Annotated in this window: 19 protein-coding genes; 8 read left to right on the top strand and 11 right to left on the bottom strand. The window is 72.5% G+C overall.

Translation table 11 applies throughout. From position 1 onward, the window contains the following. Nucleotides 1-367: 367 nt before the first annotated feature. Both IF00_RS0109090 and IF00_RS0109085 read left to right on the top strand, forming a co-directional pair. Nucleotides 368-730, top strand: a complete 363-nt coding sequence (locus IF00_RS0109090) for a hypothetical protein (RefSeq protein WP_030316170.1) — start codon at nt 368-370, stop codon at nt 728-730. A gap of 2 nt (nt 731-732) precedes the next feature. After that, entirely contained in the window at nt 733-1,167 is a 435-nt protein-coding gene (locus IF00_RS0109085; RefSeq protein WP_030316169.1) for a hypothetical protein, read from the top strand. A gap of 1 nt (nt 1,168) precedes the next feature. On the opposite strand, the gene IF00_RS0109080 is transcribed toward IF00_RS0109085, so the two are convergent. From IF00_RS0109080 to IF00_RS0109070, 3 genes are all read right to left on the bottom strand, one after another. Then, entirely contained in the window at nt 1,169-1,663 is a 495-nt protein-coding gene (locus IF00_RS0109080) for a GNAT family N-acetyltransferase (protein WP_030316168.1), read from the bottom strand. 36 nt (nt 1,664-1,699) lie between these two features. Beyond that, nucleotides 1,700-2,257, bottom strand: coding sequence for a sigma-70 family RNA polymerase sigma factor (locus tag IF00_RS0109075; protein ID WP_030316167.1), 558 nt, complete (start codon nt 2,255-2,257; stop codon nt 1,700-1,702). A gap of 178 nt (nt 2,258-2,435) precedes the next feature. Next, nucleotides 2,436-3,623 carry a glycerophosphodiester phosphodiesterase gene (locus IF00_RS0109070; protein ID WP_030316165.1) on the bottom strand — a complete coding sequence of 396 codons (1,188 nt, stop codon included), beginning with the start codon at nt 3,621-3,623 and terminating at the stop codon, nt 2,436-2,438. A 220-nt stretch (nt 3,624-3,843) separates the two neighbouring features. Here IF00_RS0109070 and IF00_RS0109065 point away from each other — a divergent pair, with 220 nt between their 5' ends. Next, nucleotides 3,844-4,515, top strand: a complete 672-nt coding sequence (locus tag IF00_RS0109065) for a lysophospholipid acyltransferase family protein (protein WP_030316163.1) — start codon at nt 3,844-3,846, stop codon at nt 4,513-4,515. 71 nt (nt 4,516-4,586) lie between these two features. Here the strand turns inward: IF00_RS0109065 and IF00_RS0109060 are convergent, their stop codons facing one another. Together IF00_RS0109060 and IF00_RS0109055 are read right to left on the bottom strand one after the other, a co-directional pair. Then, a complete protein-coding gene (locus IF00_RS0109060) occupies nt 4,587-6,131 on the bottom strand; it encodes an MFS transporter (protein WP_030316161.1) in 1,545 nt (514 codons plus the stop codon). Continuing rightward, on the bottom strand, nt 6,128-6,679 hold the full coding sequence (locus IF00_RS0109055) for a TetR/AcrR family transcriptional regulator (RefSeq protein ID WP_030316159.1): 552 nt from the start codon (nt 6,677-6,679) through the stop codon (nt 6,128-6,130). The genes IF00_RS0109060 and IF00_RS0109055 overlap by 4 nt, the downstream gene beginning before the upstream one ends. Nucleotides 6,680-6,763: 84 nt before the next feature. Here IF00_RS0109055 and IF00_RS0109050 point away from each other — a divergent pair, with 84 nt between their 5' ends. Further along, on the top strand, nt 6,764-7,273 hold the full coding sequence (locus IF00_RS0109050) for an HAD domain-containing protein (RefSeq protein ID WP_030316157.1): 510 nt from the start codon (nt 6,764-6,766) through the stop codon (nt 7,271-7,273). A gap of 25 nt (nt 7,274-7,298) precedes the next feature. Here the strand turns inward: IF00_RS0109050 and argH are convergent, their stop codons facing one another. Then, the gene (gene argH / locus IF00_RS0109045; RefSeq protein ID WP_030316154.1) at nt 7,299-8,726 is read right to left on the bottom strand and encodes an argininosuccinate lyase; all 1,428 of its coding nucleotides are present in this window, start codon (nt 8,724-8,726) and stop codon (nt 7,299-7,301) included. Nucleotides 8,727-8,958: 232 nt separating this feature from the next. Here argH and IF00_RS0109040 point away from each other — a divergent pair, with 232 nt between their 5' ends. Next, nucleotides 8,959-10,296, top strand: coding sequence for a hypothetical protein (locus IF00_RS0109040; protein ID WP_051820004.1), 1,338 nt, complete (start codon nt 8,959-8,961; stop codon nt 10,294-10,296). A 186-nt stretch (nt 10,297-10,482) separates the two neighbouring features. Further along, nucleotides 10,483-11,187 carry a L,D-transpeptidase family protein gene (locus IF00_RS0109035; protein ID WP_030316150.1) on the top strand — a complete coding sequence of 235 codons (705 nt, stop codon included), beginning with the start codon at nt 10,483-10,485 and terminating at the stop codon, nt 11,185-11,187. A gap of 7 nt (nt 11,188-11,194) precedes the next feature. On the opposite strand, the gene IF00_RS0109030 is transcribed toward IF00_RS0109035, so the two are convergent. From IF00_RS0109030 to argC, 5 genes are all read right to left on the bottom strand, one after another. After that, nucleotides 11,195-11,725, bottom strand: coding sequence for an arginine repressor (locus IF00_RS0109030; protein WP_030316147.1), 531 nt, complete (start codon nt 11,723-11,725; stop codon nt 11,195-11,197). 7 nt (nt 11,726-11,732) lie between these two features. Then, nucleotides 11,733-12,947, bottom strand: coding sequence for an acetylornithine transaminase (locus IF00_RS0109025; protein WP_030316145.1), 1,215 nt, complete (start codon nt 12,945-12,947; stop codon nt 11,733-11,735). Further along, the gene (argB, locus tag IF00_RS0109020) at nt 12,947-13,867 is read right to left on the bottom strand and encodes an acetylglutamate kinase (RefSeq protein ID WP_030316143.1); all 921 of its coding nucleotides are present in this window, start codon (nt 13,865-13,867) and stop codon (nt 12,947-12,949) included. Before argB ends, IF00_RS0109025 begins: the two co-directional genes overlap by 1 nt. Beyond that, on the bottom strand, nt 13,864-15,042 hold the full coding sequence (gene argJ, locus IF00_RS0109015; protein WP_030316141.1) for a bifunctional glutamate N-acetyltransferase/amino-acid acetyltransferase ArgJ: 1,179 nt from the start codon (nt 15,040-15,042) through the stop codon (nt 13,864-13,866). The genes argB and argJ overlap by 4 nt, the downstream gene beginning before the upstream one ends. A gap of 88 nt (nt 15,043-15,130) precedes the next feature. Continuing rightward, nucleotides 15,131-16,159 carry an N-acetyl-gamma-glutamyl-phosphate reductase gene (gene argC, locus IF00_RS0109010; protein WP_030316139.1) on the bottom strand — a complete coding sequence of 343 codons (1,029 nt, stop codon included), beginning with the start codon at nt 16,157-16,159 and terminating at the stop codon, nt 15,131-15,133. A 531-nt stretch (nt 16,160-16,690) separates the two neighbouring features. On the opposite strand from argC, the gene argG reads away from it, so the two are divergent. Both argG and IF00_RS0109000 read left to right on the top strand, forming a co-directional pair. Beyond that, nucleotides 16,691-18,145, top strand: a complete 1,455-nt coding sequence (argG, locus tag IF00_RS0109005; protein ID WP_030316137.1) for an argininosuccinate synthase — start codon at nt 16,691-16,693, stop codon at nt 18,143-18,145. 165 nt (nt 18,146-18,310) lie between these two features. Then, the gene (locus IF00_RS0109000) at nt 18,311-19,177 is read left to right on the top strand and encodes a sigma factor-like helix-turn-helix DNA-binding protein (protein ID WP_030316135.1); all 867 of its coding nucleotides are present in this window, start codon (nt 18,311-18,313) and stop codon (nt 19,175-19,177) included. Nucleotides 19,178-19,219 lie beyond the last annotated feature (42 nt).

Genomic DNA, 19,219 nt, shown 5'->3' with positions numbered 1-19,219 from the left:
CCCTCAGAAGGCGCACATTCGACACATACAACGAGCACCGGGCGTGGGGATCGCCTCGGTCGCAAGGGTGCGGCTGCTCGTCGTGGTCATGTCTGCAAGTAAAGCATGCGCAGGTGCGAACGAAAGGAGGCTGTCCGAATAGCGGACGTCATTGAGACGCCATGCGGACACTTCGGAAGCCTTGATTCCGCCCGCTTTCCCCGTGTGGCCTGCGGGGACGGGCGCCCTGCACCGGAACCCGCGAGGGGCCCGCCGGGGACGTCACGGGCGGGCCGGCTGTGGTCAAGACCACGGTCCCCGCGCGCCCGCGGCGACGGCACGGGGGGCGAGCGCATCGGGCCATTCGCACCGTAATACCCTCGGGCGCATGCTTGACGCCCTGACGGTCGCGGTCTCCGTGGCCGCGCTCGCCCTCGCCGCCTGGTGCGGCTACGCCGCCTTCCGCGACCAGTCGACCAAGGACTGGCACTTCATCGGCATGGCCGTGGTGACCTTCCTCGTCCTGGTCCAGCTGATCGTCGGGATCGTGCAGCTGACCCGCGGCGAGAAGGCCGAGGAGGGTGCGACGATCTTCGTCGCCTATCTGCTCGGGGCGCTGTGCGCGGTGCCCATCGCCGGCTTCATGTCGCTCGCCGAGCGCAGCCGGTGGGGTTCGGCCACGGTGGCCGCCGGCGCGGTCGTCCTGGCCGTGCTCGAAGTGCGTCTCTACGACATCTGGACGGTGGGCTGACCATGACCGAGACGCAGGAGAAGGCCGCACAGGGCACGAAGGCCCGTCTCGTCACGGGCCCCGGCATCCTGCTGGTCTGGCTCTACGGCGTGATGTCGGTCGGCGCGGTCTCGCGCTCGATCTACCAGATCGCGACCGAGTTCGACCGGGCACCGCTCGCGTACACCCTGTCGGCGGTGGCCGCCGTCGTCTACGCCTTCATCACCTACACGCTGGTGCGGGGCGGGGAGACGGCCCGCAGGGCGGCGCTGGTGTGCTGCGCCGCCGAGCTCACGGGCGTACTGATCGTGGGGACCTGGACGCTGATCGAGCCGTCGGCCTTCCCGGACGCGACGGTCTGGTCGGACTACGGCTACGGCTATCTGTTCATTCCGGTCCTGCTGCCGCTGAGCGGCATCTGGTGGCTGCGCCGGTCGCGTACCGCGACGGCCGCCTGAGTCAGGCCGCGACCTTCTCCAGGGTCACCAGGGTGAGCCTCGGGCCGAGCTCGCGGGTGGCGACCTGCGCGTACCCCTTGCTGCGGTAGAGGCGCAGATTGCCCTCGCTGCGGTGGCCGGTGAACAGCTGGAAGCGCTTGGGCGACGGAGCCGGCTGTACCGCCGCCTCGGCGAAGTGGCGCTCGATGCCGTCGAGAAGGCGGCCGCCGAGGCCGTGCCGCCGCATCCGCGGGTGCACGATCAGCTTGGCGATCCGTACCGTGCCGTCCTCGTCGAGCCTGGCCCGCACGGAGGCGACGACCTCGTCACCGAGCCGGGCCACCAGCCCGTACCCCTCGGCCAGTTCGGCGCGCAGGTCGTCGAGCGACTGGGTGAGCGGTTCGATGGACCAGTCCCCGTAGAGCTCCGCCTCGCTCTGGTAGCAGAGGTACTGCAGCTTCAGGATGTGCTCCGCGTCCGCCGCGTCCGCCGCTGAGATGGTCACACTCAGGCCCATGTGTGCACGCCTCCCGCTCATCTGTGGATCATCGGTTTACCGCACCCTTCCCCGTCGGCCGGGGGCGGGAACCTCTGCAGCCAGCATTCTGCGCAGGCATCCCAGGCAACGGGAACGCATCGGCCCCAGACTGCCCTGTGAGATACCCAACTCTCCTGCGATTTCCCGGTACGTGGGGTCCTCGGGATCGAGCATCGCGGTCAGCACCCGGGGGCAGCGGCCGGGCGTCCTGGTGACGGCGGCGCGCAGGGTGCGGCGGCCCTCGGCGGCCATCAACGCGTGCTCCGGGGAGCCGGGGGGCTCCGGGGTGCCCGGGTCGTGGCCGGGTTCGTCGCGGTAGGGGCGTTCACGGTCGCTCGTCCTACGGGCCCGGCGGGCCTCCGCACGGACGGCGCGGCGCAGCCACTCGGCGGGGTGTTCGGGGGCGGTACCCGTGTCGCGGAGCTGCTCCAGGAGGCGGAGCCAGACGGCCTGTTCCAGGTCGCTCGGCTCGACACCGGCGGCCGGCGCCTCCGCGTCGGACTCGGCGGCGAGCAGCGGGGCGAGGGCGGCGAGGAGCCCGGGGGTGGCGTCCGGGGCGAACTCGGGCGTCATGCCCGGCGCGGACTCGCGCGTGGTGTCCTGGACGGACTCGGGGTTGGTCACGGGGGTGGTCATGCACCGCACCATGCCGGGGCACGCGGGCGTGGTTGCGGTTCGGACGTCAAACCACCCGGGAGGAGGGCGTGCGGGCCCGATCGGCGGACCCGCACGCTCTTCGGGTACGCGGCGATCAGTCGCGGGCGGCGAAGTCCGCCGCGCCCAGCAGTGCGGTGTCCGGGTTGTCGGAGAAGATGCCGTCGATCCCCGTCTCCAGATAGCGCCTCAGGGCCCCGAAGGAGTCGCCGTACGCCGTCGGGTCCGTGCCCCTGCGGAAGTCCGCGGGCAGGAAGGAGTTCTCGTTGCGGTGGGTGTACGGGTGGAGGATCAGGCCCTGCGCGTGCGCGTCGCGGACCAGGGTGGTCGGGTCGCCGAGGCGGCCGCTCGCGTCCTTCGGTATCACCAGGTCGAGGGTGGGGCCGATGCCCTTGGCGTACGAGGCGATCCAGCGCAGGCCCTTGGGCGTGACCAGGTCGGCGACCGTCCTCGGGTCCCCGGCCTGGACGAAGTCCCAGGGGCGGCTGGCCGCGCCGGAGAGCAGGACCACGCCGGGCGAGTCGACCAGCTTCGCGAGCCGCTGGATGCTGGTCGGCTCGAAGGACTGCAGGAAGACCGGGGAGTCGGCGCGGTGGCGGCCGTACCGGCGGAGCAGCCTGGCGAGGCGCTCCTCCAGGCCGAGGCCGAGGGAGCGGAAGTAGGTGGGGTGCTTGGTCTCGACGTGGAGCCAGATCTCGCGGCCCCGGCGGCGGCCCTCCTCCTCGGCCCAGCGCAGCACCTCCTCGAAGGTGGGGACCGTCCAGCGGCCGTCGTAGAGGGTGTTCTCCTGGCGGACGGCCGGAATGCGCTCCTTGGCGCGGAGGGTCCTGAGCTCGGCGAGCGTGAAGTCCTCGGTGAACCAGCCGGTGAGGGAGACGCCGTCGACGCTCCTGGTGGTCTTCCGGGACGCGAACTCGGGATGGTCGGCGACGTCGGTGGTGCCGGTGATGTCGTTCTCGTGACGGCAGACCAGGTGCCCGTCCTTGGTGGGGACGAGGTCCTGCTCGATGACATGGGCGCCGAGGTTCAGGGCGTGCCGGTAGGAGCCGAGGGTGTGCTCGGGGCGGTAGCCGCTGGCGCCCCGGTGGGCGATGACGGTGGGAACGGGGAGGGAGCGGTAGCCGCGGCCGTGGCTGCGGCCCGCCGCGGCGGACGGCGCCCCTGCGGTCGGCGCCGCCTGTGCCACACCGCTGCCGGCGAGGGCCGTGGAGGCGCCGAGGACGGTGGCGCCCGCCGCTCCGAGAACCGTGCGCCGGGCCGGGATCCGGCGTTCGCCCTGGGTCATGTGGTGTCCTCCTGTGTCGTGTCCCGCACCTGTCGACGGGTGCCCCCGACGCTAGGCATCGGGGCCCTACGGGCGGCAGACCTACGCCGAACATGGCGGAAACACACGTCAACACTGCGTATCCACTCGGTGAACCCGATGTGCGCACGGACGTGACCCGCGAGTATCGTCGCCAGCTGCACCGTCAGCTCGACTGACCCGCATCCCACCGGAGGAACCGTTGTCCCGTCTCGCGATCATCAAGGCAGTGCTCGGGCCGGTCATGCGCCTGATGTTCCGCCCCCGCGTGGAGGGCGCCGAGAACATCCCGGGGACCGGTCCCGTCATCCTCGCGGGCAACCACCTGACCTTCATCGACTCGATGATCATGCCGATCTGCCTGGACCGTCCGGTCTACTTCATCGGCAAGGACGAGTACGTGACGGGCAAGGGCATCAAGGGCCGGGCGATGGCCTGGTTCTTCACCAGCGTCGGCATGATCCCGGTGGACCGGGACGGCGGCCGCGGTGGTGTGGCGGCCCTGATGACCGGTCGCCGGGTCCTCGAGGAGGGCAAGATCTTCTCGATCTACCCGGAGGGCACCCGCTCCCCCGACGGCCGTCTGTACCGGGGCCGTACGGGCATCGCGCGGCTCACCCTGATGACGGGCGCACCGGTCGTCCCGTTCGCGATGATCGGCACCGACAAGATCCAGCCGGGCGGCGCGGGCTTCCCGCGTCCGGGCCGGGTGACGGTCCGTTTCGGCGAGGCGATGGAGTTCTCGCGGTACGACGGGATGGACCGCGACCGCTATGTGCTGCGGGCGGTGACGGACTCGGTGATGGCCGAGGTCATGCGGCTGTCGGGCCAGGAGTACGTGGACATGTACGCCACGAAGGCGAAGGCCGCGTAGTCCCCACGGACATGTGACGGTGCCCCGTACGGCCTCCTGGCCTCACGGGGCACCGTCGCATCCGCCGCGCGTCAGTGCTCGACGCCGTCCTCCAGCCTCTGGCCCTTGAGCAGGAACCAGGCCGCGACCGCCGTCGCGAGGAGAACCGCCGCGCCGACGCCGGCCGCGATCCGCAGACCGTCGACGAAGGCCTCCTGGGCGGCCGACACCAGGGCCGTCGCGGTCTCCGGGGCGAGGGCGCCGGAGGCCTCGACCGCACCGCCGAGCGATTCGTGGGCGGCGGACGCGACGTCGGAGGGGACATCGGCCGGAGTGGCGAAGCCCCGGTAGACGCCGGTCACGATCGAGCCGAGGACGGCGATGCCGAGCGCAGCGCCCAGTTCGTACGCGGTCTCCGAGACCGCCGAGGCGGAGCCGGCCTGGTCCTTCGGGACGCTGGACAGGATCACGTCGGCGGTGACCGTGAAGGCGAATCCGGCGCCCACACCGACCACGAGCAGCGCGGCACCGAGGAGCGGATAGCCGGTGTGCTGGTCGAGCGTCGTCAGGACGGCGAGCGAGAGGCCCACCGCCGCGAGTCCGCCGGCCACCACGGACCGTACGGAGAAGCGACGGGCCACCAGACCGGCGATCAGACCGGCCGTGACCGCGCCGACCGCCGCCGGGAGTTCGGCGAGTCCGGCCTCCAGGGGCTGCCGACCCTGGACCAGCTGGAAGAACTGGGACAGGAAGAACACCAGGCCGGAGAGGCCGAGGATGGTCAGCAGGTCGGCGAGGACGGCACCCGAGAAGCCGCGGTGACGGAACAGCCGCATGTCCAGGAGCGGCGCGGGCAGGGTGAGCTGCCGGCGGACGAACCAGGTCAGGGCGGCCACGCCGAGGAGGGCGGCGGCGCCGGCGTCGAGCGAGGGGCCGTGCGAGGCCAGTTCCTTGATCGCGTAGACGATGCCGATCATGCCGATGAGGGAGAGGCCGACGCTCGGCATGTCCCAGGGGCCCGGGTTCGGGTTCTTGGACTCGGGGATCAGCTTGATGCCGACCAGGACGAGGACCGCCATCACGGGCAGGTTGATCAGGAAGACCGAGCCCCACCAGAAGTGCTCCAGGAGGAAGCCCCCGACGACCGGTCCGACGGCGGCACCGGCCGAGGCCATGGCCCCCCAGATGCCGATGGCGAGGCTGCGCTCGCGCGGGTCGTGGAAGAGGTTCCGGATGAGCGCGAGGGTGGACGGCATCAGGGTCGCGCCGGCGACACCGAGCAGGGCGCGCGCCACGATCATCATCTCGGGGCTGGTCGCGTAGGCGTTCAGCACGGAGACGGCACCGAAGGCGGTGGCACCGATCAGGAGCAGCTTCTTGCGGCCGATGCGGTCGCCGAGGCTGCCCATGGAGACCAGGAGTCCGGCGATGACGAAGGAGTAGACGTCACCGATCCAGAGGAGCTGGGTGCCGGAGGGCTCCAGGTCCTCGGAGAGGAAGGGGGTGGCGAGTCCCAGCACCGTGGCGTCGACCGCCACGAGGAGGACGGCCAGGACGAGAACGGAGAGGGCGAGCCACCGGCCGGGGCGGCGCACGCCCTCGGTATGGCCCGTGGTCTTGAGGGTGCTGACGGTCACTTCTCCACGCTCCTGCGCGCTCCGCCGAGCAGCAGCTCGGCGATCATGTACTGAAAGTCCTTGGCGGCGACCCGGCCGTCCTGCACGGCCCAGGCGCCGGAACCGACGAGCCCGTAGAAGGCCTCGGTGAGCCAGGCCGGGGTCAGATCGATCCGGAAGGCGCCGCTCTCCTGTCCGCTCCGGAAGAGCGCGGAGACGCGGGCGTCGATGCGTGCCCAGCCGACGTGCTGCTGGTCGCCCTCGAAGAGCTGGTTCTCGGTGACGAGGAACGACAGCAGGGGTGCGACGTGCTCCACCTCGGCGACGAGCCGGCGCAGAGCCTCGTCCTCGGGCCCGTCGTCGAGCGCGGCCCGGTCGAGGGCGCCTTCCATCTCCTGCAGACCGAGCTCTTCGAGCGCCCGGACCAGGGCGTCGCGTCCGGCGAAGTGCCGGTGCAGCGTGGCGCGGCCGATCCCGGCGGCCCGGGCGACCTCGTCCATCGTGGCGGTCGCCTTGCGGGTGAGCAGGGCGGCGGCTGCGTGGAGCACCTGGGTGCGGTCGACTGACATGGGACGACCATACACCGAATGAGACATCAATGTCTCATTCGATAATTCAACGCCTCACAGGGGCGGGAACGGAATGCTGCGATCATGACAAAGCCACTGCTGCTCATCGATGTCGACGGGCCACTGAATCCGTACGCGGCGCAGCGCGAGCGGCGGCCGGAGGGATACACGACCCACCGGATGCGGCCGGGCGGCTGGTTCGAGACGAAGCCGCTGCGGGTGTGGCTGAACCCCGCACACGGGGGCGAGCTGCTCGCACTGGCGGAGGCGTACGAGCTGGTCTGGGCGACGACCTGGAAGGACGAGGCGAACGACTGGATCGGGCCGCATCTCGGTCTGCCCGAGCTGCCGTTCATCGACTGGCCCCAGATGCACGGAAGGGCTCCCCGCGGGACCTTCTGGAAGACGCAGTACATCCTGGAGTACGCGGCGGGGCGGCCGTTCGCCTGGGTCGACGACGACATCACCGCGTACGACCACGAGTACGTGGAGCAGAAGCACCTCGCCGCCGCCCTGTTGCTGCACGTCGACCCCCGGCTCGGACTGCTCCGGCCGGACTTCGACGCGCTCGCGGAGTGGGCGGCGGCGCTGTGACGTTCCGAGGGCTGCGGGGCTCGGGCTACTTCTTGGCCTCGGCCCAGGCGTGCTGGATCACCAGGTCGGCCTTGACCTCGACGAGCTGGACGGCGACCGCCGAGGGGGCGGTCCCGCCGCGACCGCTGCGGGAGGCGAGGGCGCCGGGGACGTCGAGGACCGTGCGCACCTCGGGGGTGAGGTGCTCGGAGATCTTGGCGAACTGCTCGTCCGTCAGCTCGTCCAGCTCCTTGCCCTCCGACTCGGCGACCTTCACGCACTCGCCGGCCACCTCGTGCGCCACCCGGAACGGCACGCCCTGCTTGACCAGCCACTCCGCGATGTCCGTCGCGAGCGAGAAGCCGGCCGGGGCCAGCTCCTCCATGCGCTCCCGGTTCACGGTGAGCGTGGCCATCATGCCGGTGAAGGCGGGCAGCAGGACTTCGAGCTGGTCGCAGGAGTCGAAGACCGGCTCCTTGTCCTCCTGGAGGTCACGGTTGTAGGCGAGCGGAAGCGCCTTGAGCGTGGCGAGGAGGCCGGTGAGGTTGCCGATGAGACGGCCGGACTTGCCCCGGGCGAGCTCGGCGATGTCCGGGTTCTTCTTCTGCGGCATGATCGACGAGCCGGTGGAGAAGGCGTCGTGGAGGGTCACGAAGGAGAACTCCTTCGTGTTCCAGATGATGATCTCCTCCGCGATCCGCGACACGTTGATGCCGATCATCGCGGTGATGAAGGCGAACTCGGCGACGAAGTCGCGGGAGGCCGTGCCGTCGATCGAGTTGCCGACCGAACCGCGCTCGAAGCCCAGGTCCTTGGCCACCGCCTCCGGGTCGAGCCCGAGGGAGGAGCCGGCGAGGGCGCCGGAGCCGTACGGGGAGACGGCCGTCCGGGTGTCCCACTGCCGCAGCCGCTCGGCGTCCCGGGAGAGGGACTGGGCATGGGCCAGGGCGTGGTGGGCGAAGAGCACCGGCTGGGCGTGCTGGAGGTGCGTACGGCCGGGCATGGCGACGTCCGGGTGCGCCTCGGCGAGGCCGACGAGGGCGTCCTGGAGGTCGGCGACGAGGCCGCCGATGATCCGGGCGTGGTCGCGCAGGTACATCCGGAAGAGCGTGGCGACCTGGTCGTTGCGGGACCGGCCGGCGCGCAGCTTGCCGCCGAGGTCCGGGCCGACGCGCTCCAGGAGACCGCGCTCCAGGGCGGTGTGGACGTCCTCGTCGGCGATGGTGCCGACGAGGGTGCCGTCGGCGACGTCCGCCTCCAGCCGGTCGAGGCCGGCGAGCATGCGGGTCAGCTCGTCGTCGGTGAGCAGCCCGGCCTTGTGCAGCACGCGCGCGTGGGCGCGGGAACCGGCGATGTCGTACGGCGCGAGCCGCCAGTCGAAGTGGACCGACGCGGACAACTTCGCCAGTGCCTCGGCGGGGCCGTCGGCGAACCGTCCGCCCCAGAGCCGGACGTCACCGTTGTTGCTGCTCACAGCTGCTGCTCCTCAGGAGAGTGGGGTCTACCGCCGCCTCCCTGCCCGGGCCTTGGACGGGGAAGCGGCCTGTTCAACGCGTGCGGGTCACGCCAGGTCGCGCCGGGCGGCGATCACACGCCCCTCCGGTAGGCATAACTATGCAATCGGCCGTATGTTTTGTCAATGTGGGGCCCGGTCGCGCGCCCTGAATCCGGCTACGCCCCCACCCCTCCGGACCTAGACTCCGGCCATGCCGAGCACCACCTTCGACGACGTCGCCGCCCGCCTCGCCCGGATCCTCCGAGGCGCTGACGCGGGCGCGTGGATCGGTCTCGACCGGGACATCCGCGCCGCCCTCCGGTGGGGCCACCGCATCCCGCCCGTCCCCACCTGGTTCCCCGCCGCCGCGGAACGGGGCCCCACCGCCCCCGAACTGGCCGTCGCCCTGTGCGGCCCCGACGGCCGGGCCAGGGAGGCCGCCCTCTCCCACGTGAGCCGCTCGCCCGAGCTCCTCCCGCTGGCCGTCGTCCGGTGCGCCGACTGGGCCGAGCCGGTACGGGTACGGGCTCTCGCCGTCCTGCGCGCGGAGCTTCCGGGGCTCACGCCCGAGGCCCTCGCCCGCCTCGCGGCGGTGGCCCTGCGCACCGGGGACCGGCTGCACGGAGGCGAGGCCAGGGAGCTGCTGACCGCGAGCCTGTGGGAGGAGCCGCAAGCGGCCACGGAGGCCCTGCTCGGCAGTGGGGACCGGGCCGTGCGGCGGCTCGCGCACCGGGTCGCCGTCGAGCGCGGCCTCCTCTCCCCCGCCCGGCTCGCGGCGATCGCCGCCGCCGGCACCGACGTGGTCGTCCAGGACCTGTGCGCGAACGCCGCGCTCGCCACCGTGGGCGACCCGGCCGACGACGCCGTCGTCGGCCCCCTGCTGGGCTCCCGGCTCGGCCGGGTGCGGGCGGCCGGGGTCACGGCGCTGCACCGGGCCGGGCGGCCCGGAGAGGCGGTGCCGTTCCTGTACGACCGGTCCGCACTCGTGCGCGCCTGCGCGCGGTGGGTCCTGCGGCAGGCGGGCACAGATCCCCTGCCGCTCTACCGGGCCGCCTGCGCGGCCGGGGACGCGGTGCACTCCGACGCCCCCCTCGGCCTCGCCGAGTGCGGCGACCGGGTCGTGGACGGCCCGGCGCTGTGGACGCTGACGGAACATGCCGGACCCCGGGTGCGGGCGAGCGCCGTGGCGGGGCTGCGTGCGCTCGACGCCGTACGGCTCGAACGCCTCGCGCCTCTGCTGGCCGACACGTCCCCTCGGGTCGTCCGTGAGACCGCGCGGGCGCTGGCGCCCTGGGCGGACCACTTTCCGGCCGGCACCCTCTGCCGGCCGACGGCCCGGCCGACCACCGCGCACGACGATCACGAGGAGGTCCAGGGGCGTCAAGAGGGCGACGGAGCCTGCGGAACCGCGCCGACCGAGGCGGCGGCCCCGCGCCGGAGTACCGCACCTCCCCCGGCCGACGGTGCACTCGCGCACGCGCGCGCGTGGGCGCCCCGGATCCGGCGGGCGCTCCGCCTCGGCCCCGGTCCCGGGCCCAACCACCGGTGACCGACCGGGGCTTGAGACGGATGCGCCGAGGGCGGCCGGCCCGGCCGGCGCCGTCGAGGGGCAGGGCAGCGCGGGCAGCCTCGACGGGCTGCCCGCCCTTCCGCTCCCCCGGCCGCCGCTGCCGGTGACCGCCGAACAGCCGCGTCCCGCGCGCGTGGTGCGCCGCGTGGCCCTAGCCTCGCGCCCATGCGCACCGCACTCCCCCGCACCCTCCTCGTCCTCGGCGCAGCCCTGATGTCCCTCGGCGCCGCGCCCAGCCCCGTACCGCTGCCCGCGCGCATGGCGGACACCGGCGGCGGCTCCCAGCTGATCACCGCGGAGGCCGCCGGGACCGCATCCACCACGGGCACACTGACCTGGTGGGACCGGCGCGGAGGCCGGTGGGTGAAGGCCGGTTCGGCACCCGCCCGGTTCGGGGCGAAGGGGCTCGCCGAGGGCGGGCGGCGGCGGCAGGGGACGAAGACCACGCCCACCGGGCTCTACCGGCTGCCGTACGCCTTCGGCATCGAGCCCGCGCCCGCGGGGACCTCGTACCGCTACGCGCGCGTGACCCAGCGGTCCTGGTGGTGCCAGGACAACGACTCGCGCGCGTACAACCGCTGGGTCGAGGGCCTGCCCCGGGACTGCCGGGCCGCCGAGGCCGAGCACATGGTCACGTACCGCCGCCCGTACGCGTACGGGCTCGTCATCGGCTTCAACTACGACCGGCCGGTACGCGGGCGTGGGGCCGGGATCTTCCTGCACGTCAACGGGCGCGGGGCGACCGCGGGTTGCGTCTCCGTCCCGGCGGACGCGATGCGCGCGGTGCTCGCCTGGGCCGATCCCGCGCGCCGGCCGCACATCGCCGTCGGCACACGGGGCGGGGGGCCGACGGCGATCACGCGCTACTGAGACGTGCCTACTTCTGCGCGAGCTTCAGCAGGTGGTCCGCGAGCGCCTGGCCGCCCGCCGGGTCGCGGCTGATGAGCAGCAGGGTGTCGTCACCCGCGATCGTACCGAGGATCGCGTGGAGTTCGGCCTGGTCGATGGCCGACGCGAGGAACTGGGCGGCGCCCGGCGGGGTCCGCAGGACCACCAGGTTGGCGGACGCCTCGGCGGAGATCAGCAGTTCGCCGGAGAGGCGCCGCATGCGCTCCTCCTTCGCGGACTCGCCCAGCGGAGCCTGCGGGGTGCGGAAACCGCCCTCGCTCGGCACCGCGTAGATCAGCTCGCCGCCGGTGTTGCGGATCTTCACCGCGCCCAGCTCGTCGAGGTCGCGGGAGAGCGTCGCCTGGGTGACGCTCAGCCCGTCGTCCGCGAGGAGCTTGGCGAGCTGGCTCTGCGAGCGCACCGGCTGCCGGTTGAGGATGTCGACGATCCTGCGGTGGCGAGCGGTGCGGGTCTGCGGAACCGACGGCCCTCCGTGCTCGTTCTCCTGCGCGTCGGTCATCGTCGTCTCATTCTCCGGTTCGTCCTTGCCCGTTCGCCACGTCGAGGACTCCGGGCAGGGCCTGGAGGAAGGCGTCCGCCTCGGCGTCGGTGAGGACCAGCGGAGGCATGATCCGTACGACATCGGGGGCGGGCGCGTTCACCAGGAGGCCGGCGTCCTGAGCCGCCTGCTGCACCTGAGGTGCGAGGGACTCCGTGAGCACGATACCCAGCAGGAGGCCCGCACCACGGACGTGGGAGACCAGCGGGTGCCCGAGACCCTCGATTCCCTGCCTCAGCCGTTCCCCGACCGCCTTCACGTGGTCGAGGGCCGCGTCGGCGCCGAGGGTGTCGAGAACGGCGATTCCGGCGGCGCAGGCGACCGGGTTGCCGCCGAAGGTCGTGCCGTGGTGGCCGGGCGCGAAGAGGTCCGCGGCGGGGCCGAAGGCGACGGTCGCGCCGAGCGGGAGGCCGCCGCCGAGGCCCTTGGCGAGGGTCACGACATCGGGCTCGACGCCCTCGTGCGCCTGGTACTCGAACCAGTGGCCGCAGCGGCCGATGCCGGTCTGCACCTCGTCGAGGACGAGGAGGGTGCCGGTCGCGCGGGTGATCTCCCGGGCCGCCTTCAGATAGCCGGCGGGCGGGACGACGACGCCGTTCTCGCCCTGGATGGGCTCGATGATCACGAGGGCGGTGTCCTCGGTGACGGCGGCGCGCAGCGCCTCGACGTCGCCGTACGGGACGTGGGTGACGTCGCCGGGCAGCGGCAGGAACGGGGTCTGCTTGGCGGGCTGGCCGGTGAGCGCCAGGGAGCCCATGGTCCGGCCGTGGAAGCCGCCCTGGGTGGCGACCATGTGGGACCGGCCGGTGAGACGGCCGATCTTGAAGGCGCCTTCGACGGCCTCGGCTCCGGAGTTGCAGAAGAAGACCTTGCCGGGCCGGCCGAAGAGCGCGAGGAGCTTCTCGGCGAGGACGACGGGCGGCTCGGCGACGAAGAGGTTGGAGACGTGGCCGAGGGTCTGGATCTGCCGGGTGACGGCCTCGACGATCGCCGGGTGGCCGTGGCCGAGGGCGTTCACCGCGATGCCGCCGACGAAGTCCAGGTACGCGTTGCCGTCGGCGTCCCAGACCTTGGCGCCCTCACCGCGGACGAGAGGCAGCCGGGGGGTGCCGTAGTTGTTCATCAGCGAGCCCTGCCACCGCTGGGTCAGCTGCTCGTTGCCGGGCTCCGTGGTGCCGCTCATCAGTCCCCCTGTCCGTCCGGCACGACCATCGTGCCGATGCCCTCGTCGGTGAAGATCTCCAGCAGGATCGAGTGCTGGACCCGGCCGTCGATCACGCGGGCCGTGGTGACCCCGTTCCGAACGGCGTGCAGGCAGCCCTCCATCTTGGGGACCATGCCGCTGGAGAGCTCGGGCAGCAGCTTCTCCAGCTGGCTCGCGGTGAGCCGGCTGATGACCTCGTCGCTGTGCGGCCAGTCCTCGTAGAGGCCCTCGACGTCGGTCAGGACCATCAGCGTCTCGGCGCCCAGCGCCGCAGCGAGTGCCGCAGCCGCCGTATCAGCATTGACGTTGTAGACATGTCCGTCGTCCTGGGAGCGGGCGATGGAGGAGATGACCGGGATCCGGCCGTCCTCCAGGAGCGCCTGGATGGCGCCGGTGTCGATGGCGGTGATCTCACCGACCCGGCCGATGTCGATCTGCTCGCCGGCCACGACCGGCCGGTGCCGGGTGGCCGTGATGGTGTGGGCGTCCTCGCCGGTGAGGCCGACGGCGAGGGGACCGTGCTGGTTGAGCAGCCCGACGAGCTCGCGCTGGACTTGGCCGGCGAGGACCATCCGTACGACGTCCATGGCGTCCTCGGTGGTGACCCGCAGACCCGCCTTGAACTCGCTGACGATGCCGTGCCGGTCGAGGGCGGCGCTGATCTGGGGTCCGCCGCCGTGCACGACGACGGGCTTGAGGCCGGCCTGGCGCAGGAAGACGACGTCCTGGGCGAAGGCGGCCTTCAGGTCCTCGTCGATCATGGCGTTGCCGCCGAACTTGATGACGACCGTCTTGCCGTTGTGCCGCGTGAGCCAGGGCAGGGCCTCGATGAGGATCTGGGCCTTGGGGAGCGCGGTGTGCTTCCGGGTCGTGCTCTCGGGGTTCTGGGGGTCGCTCATGACGAGTACGCGCTGTTCTCGTGGACGTAGTCGGCGGTGAGGTCGTTCGCCCAGATGACGGCGGACTCGGTGCCGGCGGCGAGGTCGGCGGTGACGGTGACCTCCCGGTAGCGCATGTCGACGAGGTCGCGGTCCTCCCCGACGGAGCCGTTCTTGCAGACCCAGACGCCGTTGATGGCGACGTTGAGCTCGTCGGGCTCGAAGGCCGCCGCCGTCGTGCCGATGGCGGAGAGCACCCGGCCCCAGTTGGGGTCCTCGCCGTGGATGGCGCACTTGAGGAGGTTGTTACGGGCGATGGACCGGCCCACCTCGACGGCGTCGTCCTCGGTTGCGGCGTTGATCACCTCGATGCGGATGTCCTTGCTGGCGCCCTCGGCGTCGCCGATGAGCTGGCGGGCGAGGTCGTCGCAGACCTCCCGTACGGCCCCGGTGAACGCGTCCGGCTCCGGCGTGACGCCGGACGAGCCGGAGGCGAGGAGGAGGACGGTGTCGTTGGTGGACATGCAGCCGTCGGAGTCGACCCGGTCGAAGGTGACACGGGTGGCGTCCCGCAGGGCGCTGTCCAGGCCCGGGCTGTCGACGTCGGCGTCGGTGGTGAGGACGACCAGCATCGTGGCGAGGCCGGGGGCGAGCATGCCGGCGCCCTTGGCCATGCCGCCGACCGTCCAGGTGCCGCCGGGGCCGTCCTTCGTGACCACGGAGGTCTTGTGGACGGTGTCGGTGGTCTTGATGGCGATGGCGGCCTTCTCGCCGCCGTGCTCCGACAGCTCGGCCGCGGCCTTCTCGATGCCGGGGAGGAGCTTGTCCATGGGGAGCAGGACGCCGATGAGGCCGGTGGAGGCGACGGCGATCTCGCCCGCGCCGACGTCCGTGCCCTTGGCGCCGAGGACCTCGGCGACCTTCTCGGCGGTGGCGTGGGTGTCCTGGAAGCCCTGGGGTCCGGTGCAGGCGTTGGCGCCGCCGGAGTTGAGGACGACGGCGGTCAGCTCGCCGTCGGCGAGGACCTGCTGGGACCAGACGACGGGGGCGGCCTTGACGCGGTTGGAGGTGAAGACTCCCGCGGCGGCGCGGCGGGGCCCGGTGTTGACCACGAGGGCCAGGTCCGGGTTGCCGTTCTGCTTGATCCCGGCGGCGATGCCCGCCGCCGTGAATCCCTTCGCTGCGGTGACGCTCACTGTGCTTCTCCGTTCGCTTCTCCGCCCGCGCGGAGCAGAGGTGCGGGCTTCGTCGTGGTCGTGGGACCGGTGGCCGCGCGCGCGTCGCTCACGGCGCCACTCCGATCGTGGAAAGTCCGGTGCTCTCGGGGAGGCCGAGGGCGATGTTCATGCTCTGCACCGCGCCGCCGGCGGTGCCCTTGGTGAGATTGTCGATGGCGCTGATCGCGATGATCCGGTTCGCCGCCGCGTCGTACGCGACCTGTACCTGAACGGCGTTGGAACCGTAGACGGACGCGGTCGCCGGCCACTGCCCCTCGGGGAGCAGATGGACGAACGGCTCGTCCGCGAAGGCCTTCTCGTAGGCGGCCCGTACGGTCTCGGCGGTGACGCCCGGCTTCGCGGTGGCGGTGCAGGTGGCGAGGATGCCGCGGGGCATCGGCGCGAGGGTCGGCGTGAAGGAGACGGTGACCCGCTCCCCCGCCGGCCCGCTGAGGTTCTGGATCATCTCGGGGGTGTGCCGGTGGCCGCCGCCCACGCCGTACGGCGACATGCTGCCCATGACCTCGCTGCCGAGCAGGTGCGGCTTGGCCGCCTTGCCGGCGCCGGAGGTGCCGGAGGCCGCGACGATCACGGCCTCGGGCTCGGCGAGTCCGTTCTCGTACGCGGGGAAGAGCGCGAGCGAGACGGCGGTCGGGTAGCAGCCGGGCACGGCGACCCGCTTGGACCCGGCGAGGGCGGCGCGGGCACCCGGAAGTTCGGGGAGGCCGTACGGCCAGGTGCCGGCGTGCGGGGAGCCGTAGTAGGTCTCCCAGTCGGCGGGCTCCTTGAGCCGGAAGTCGGCGCCCATGTCGACGACGAGGACGTCCGGGCCGAGCTGCTCGGCGACGGCGGCGGACTGGCCGTGCGGCAGGGCGAGGAACACGACGTCGTGACCGGCGAGCTCGTCGGCGGTGGTGGGCACGAGGACGCGATCGGCGAGCGGCAGCAGATGGGGCTGGAGGGCCCCGAGCCGCTGGCCGGCGTTGGAGTGGCCGGTCAGGGCGCCGATCTCCACGTGGGGGTGGGCGAGAAGGAGGCGCAGGAGCTCTCCGCCCGCGTATCCGCTCGCACCCGCCACTGCTACTCGTACCGTCATCGAAACCCTCCTCATGGATGGCATGACTATACGTATCCCAGCAGTTTTATGCAACGACACCCCGGGCGTCGCCCCGCGACCCCCCGCCGGGGAGATCACCCCGGCCCGGCGTCACCCGCAACAGACCGCCCCGCCCGCCGGCTGGCGGACACCCGACGACCCGCGCGCCTCGGACCTCGCCTTCGAGTGCCGGCCGGACGGGCGGATCCCGCCTCACGACACGGGCGGGCGGACCCCGCCTCACGGCGCGACCCCCGCCACAGCCCGCACCGAAGGAAGGAAGGCTCGCGGGAACGCGCCCGCGCGGTGAGCGCCCCGGCCGCCGAGATCGACGACGGCCCGCCCGGACCGCGGTGGCGGCCCACCCGGCGGGAGACCGGAGAGCCGGGCGGGGCGACCCCCGGCCCACGACCGGATGCGGCGAGCGCCACGACCGCGCATGCTGATCGTGCAGGGCGCCGGAAGAGGAGATTCCACAGTTCTCCACCGGCCCCCTTTGCATGACCATGCGAGATGATGCATACTCTTCCTATGTCCAAGGTCCTCACCTCCCTGCCCGCCGGCGAGCGCGTCGGCATCGCCTTCTCCGGCGGCCTCGACACCTCCGTCGCGGTCGCATGGATGCGCGACAAGGGCGCCATCCCCTGCACCTACACCGCCGACATCGGCCAGTACGACGAGCCCGACATCGCCTCGGTGCCCGGCCGCGCCAAGACCTACGGTGCCGAGATCGCGCGCCTGGTCGACTGCCGCGCCGCGCTGGTCGAGGAGGGTCTCGCCGCACTCACCTGCGGGGCGTTCCACATCCGCTCCGGCGGCCGCGCGTACTTCAACACCACGCCGCTCGGCCGTGCCGTCACCGGCACCCTCCTCGTGCGGGCGATGCTCGAGGACAACGTCCAGATCTGGGGCGACGGCTCGACCTTCAAGGGCAACGACATCGAGCGGTTCTACCGCTACGGCCTGCTCGCCAACCCCCACCTGCGGATCTACAAGCCCTGGCTGGACGCGGACTTCGTGACGGAGCTCGGCGGCCGCAAGGAGATGTCGGAGTGGCTGGTCGCCCACGACCTGCCGTACCGCGACAGCACGGAGAAGGCGTACTCCACCGACGCCAACATCTGGGGCGCCACCCACGAGGCCAAGACGCTGGAGCACCTCGACACCGGCGTGGAGACCGTCGAGCCGATCATGGGCGTCCGCTTCTGGGACCCGTCGGTCGAGATCGACACCGAGGACGTGACGATCGGCTTCGCGCAGGGCCGGCCGGTGTCCATCAACGGCAAGGAGTTCGCCTCCGCCGTCGACCTCGTCATGGAGGCCAACGCCATCGGCGGCCGCCACGGCATGGGCATGTCGGACCAGATCGAGAACCGGATCATCGAGGCCAAGAGCCGCGGCATCTACGAGGCGCCCGGCATGGCCCTGCTGCACGCCGCGTACGAGCGGCTCGTCAACGCCATCCACAACGAGGACACCCTCGCGCAGTACCACAACGAGGGACGGCGCCTCGGCCGGCTGATGTACGAGGGCCGGTGGCTGGACCCGCAGGCGCTGATGGTCCGCGAGTCCCTCCAGCGCTGGGTCGGCGCGGCCGTCACCGGCGAGGTGACGCTGCGGCTGCGGCGCGGCGAGGACTACTCGATCCTCGACACGACGGGCCCGGCGTTCAGCTACCACCCGGACAAGCTGTCCATGGAGCGCACCGAGGACTCGGCCTTCGGACCGGTGGACCGGATCGGCCAGCTCACGATGCGGAACCTCGACATCGCCGACTCGCGCGCCAAGCTGGAGCAGTACGCGGGCCTCGGCCTGCTCGGCACCGGCAGCCCCGCGATCGGTGCCGCCCAGGCGGCCGCGACCGGCCTGATCGGCACCCTCACGGAGCTCCCCGAGGGCGGCGCGGAGGCCATCGCGTCCCGCGGCGAGGCCACCGACGAGGACGAGATGCTGGACCGCGCCGCGATGGAGTTCGGCACCGACTGACCCGGCACCGCACCACCGACCCACCCCCGTCGAGCACCACGCGCTCGACACCCCCGGAAGGCCGGCCCGACGTCCCCCGCGTCGAGCCGGCCTTTCCGTGTGCTGTCACATCGTGGCGGGGCCTCACGTCAACGCGGTGACGGAACCGACGAGGAGTGAGGCGCCATGCACGACGACACCTTTCCGGCCGCGCTGGCCGGGCGTTTCGACGCCCACGAGGAGCAACTGCGGCGCGCGGCCCTGCGGATGACGGGTTCGAAGGCCGAGGCCGATGCGGCGCTCGCGGCGGTGCGGGCGGGGCTGGGGCGGGACGTCGAGGCATCGGTACGAGCCTGGCTGACGGCACTGGTCACACAGGAGTGTGTCCGCGGGCGCGGGAGGCGGCGGGCGGGCGAGGGGCCCGGGCGCAGGAGCGCGGCCGGGGCCGGGGGCGGAGTCGAGGACACGGCCGGAGTCCGGGCCGGGGGCGAGTCCGGAGGCGGGGGCGAGTCCGTGTGGCTCGCGCTGATCCTCGTCCTGGAGTCCCTGGGGGACGAGGAACGGATCGCCTATGTGCTGCACGACGTGTTCGGGCTGCCGTCGTACGAGACGGCCCGCATCACCGGCGACTCCCCCGAAAAGGTGGCACGGCCGGCCCGGCGGGCCCGGGAGCGGGTACGGGGCCGCGGGACGGCCCACGAGGAGGGCATCCGGCGGCAGCGGGCGGTGGTGGACCTGTTCCTGGCCGCCGCACGCGCGCGTGACGCCCATACGCTGGCGGCCGTCCTCGACCCCGACGTGGTCGCCCACTCCGACCGCGGCCCGGTGCACGGCGCACCCGCCGTCGCCGAGGGCGCGGCCGCGTTCGCGCGGTTCGCGGACGTGGCCCGGCCCGCGCTGGTCGACGGGGCCGTCGGGGCGGTCGCCTTCGTCGACGGGCGGCCCGTGTCCGCCGTGGCGTTCGCCCTCCGCCGGGACCGGATCGTCACCGTCTCCGTCACCACCGGGGAGGACCGGGTACGCGCCCTGGACCTGGTCTTCTCCGACGGGTGACGGGGCGGGACCGGCTGCGGGGACCGGGGGCGGGGACCGGGG

The organism is Streptomyces flavochromogenes (genome assembly GCF_000717595.1).
Classification (GTDB): domain Bacteria; phylum Actinomycetota; class Actinomycetes; order Streptomycetales; family Streptomycetaceae; genus Streptomyces; species Streptomyces flavochromogenes.
This window is presented reverse-complemented; position numbering and strand designations above follow the sequence as displayed.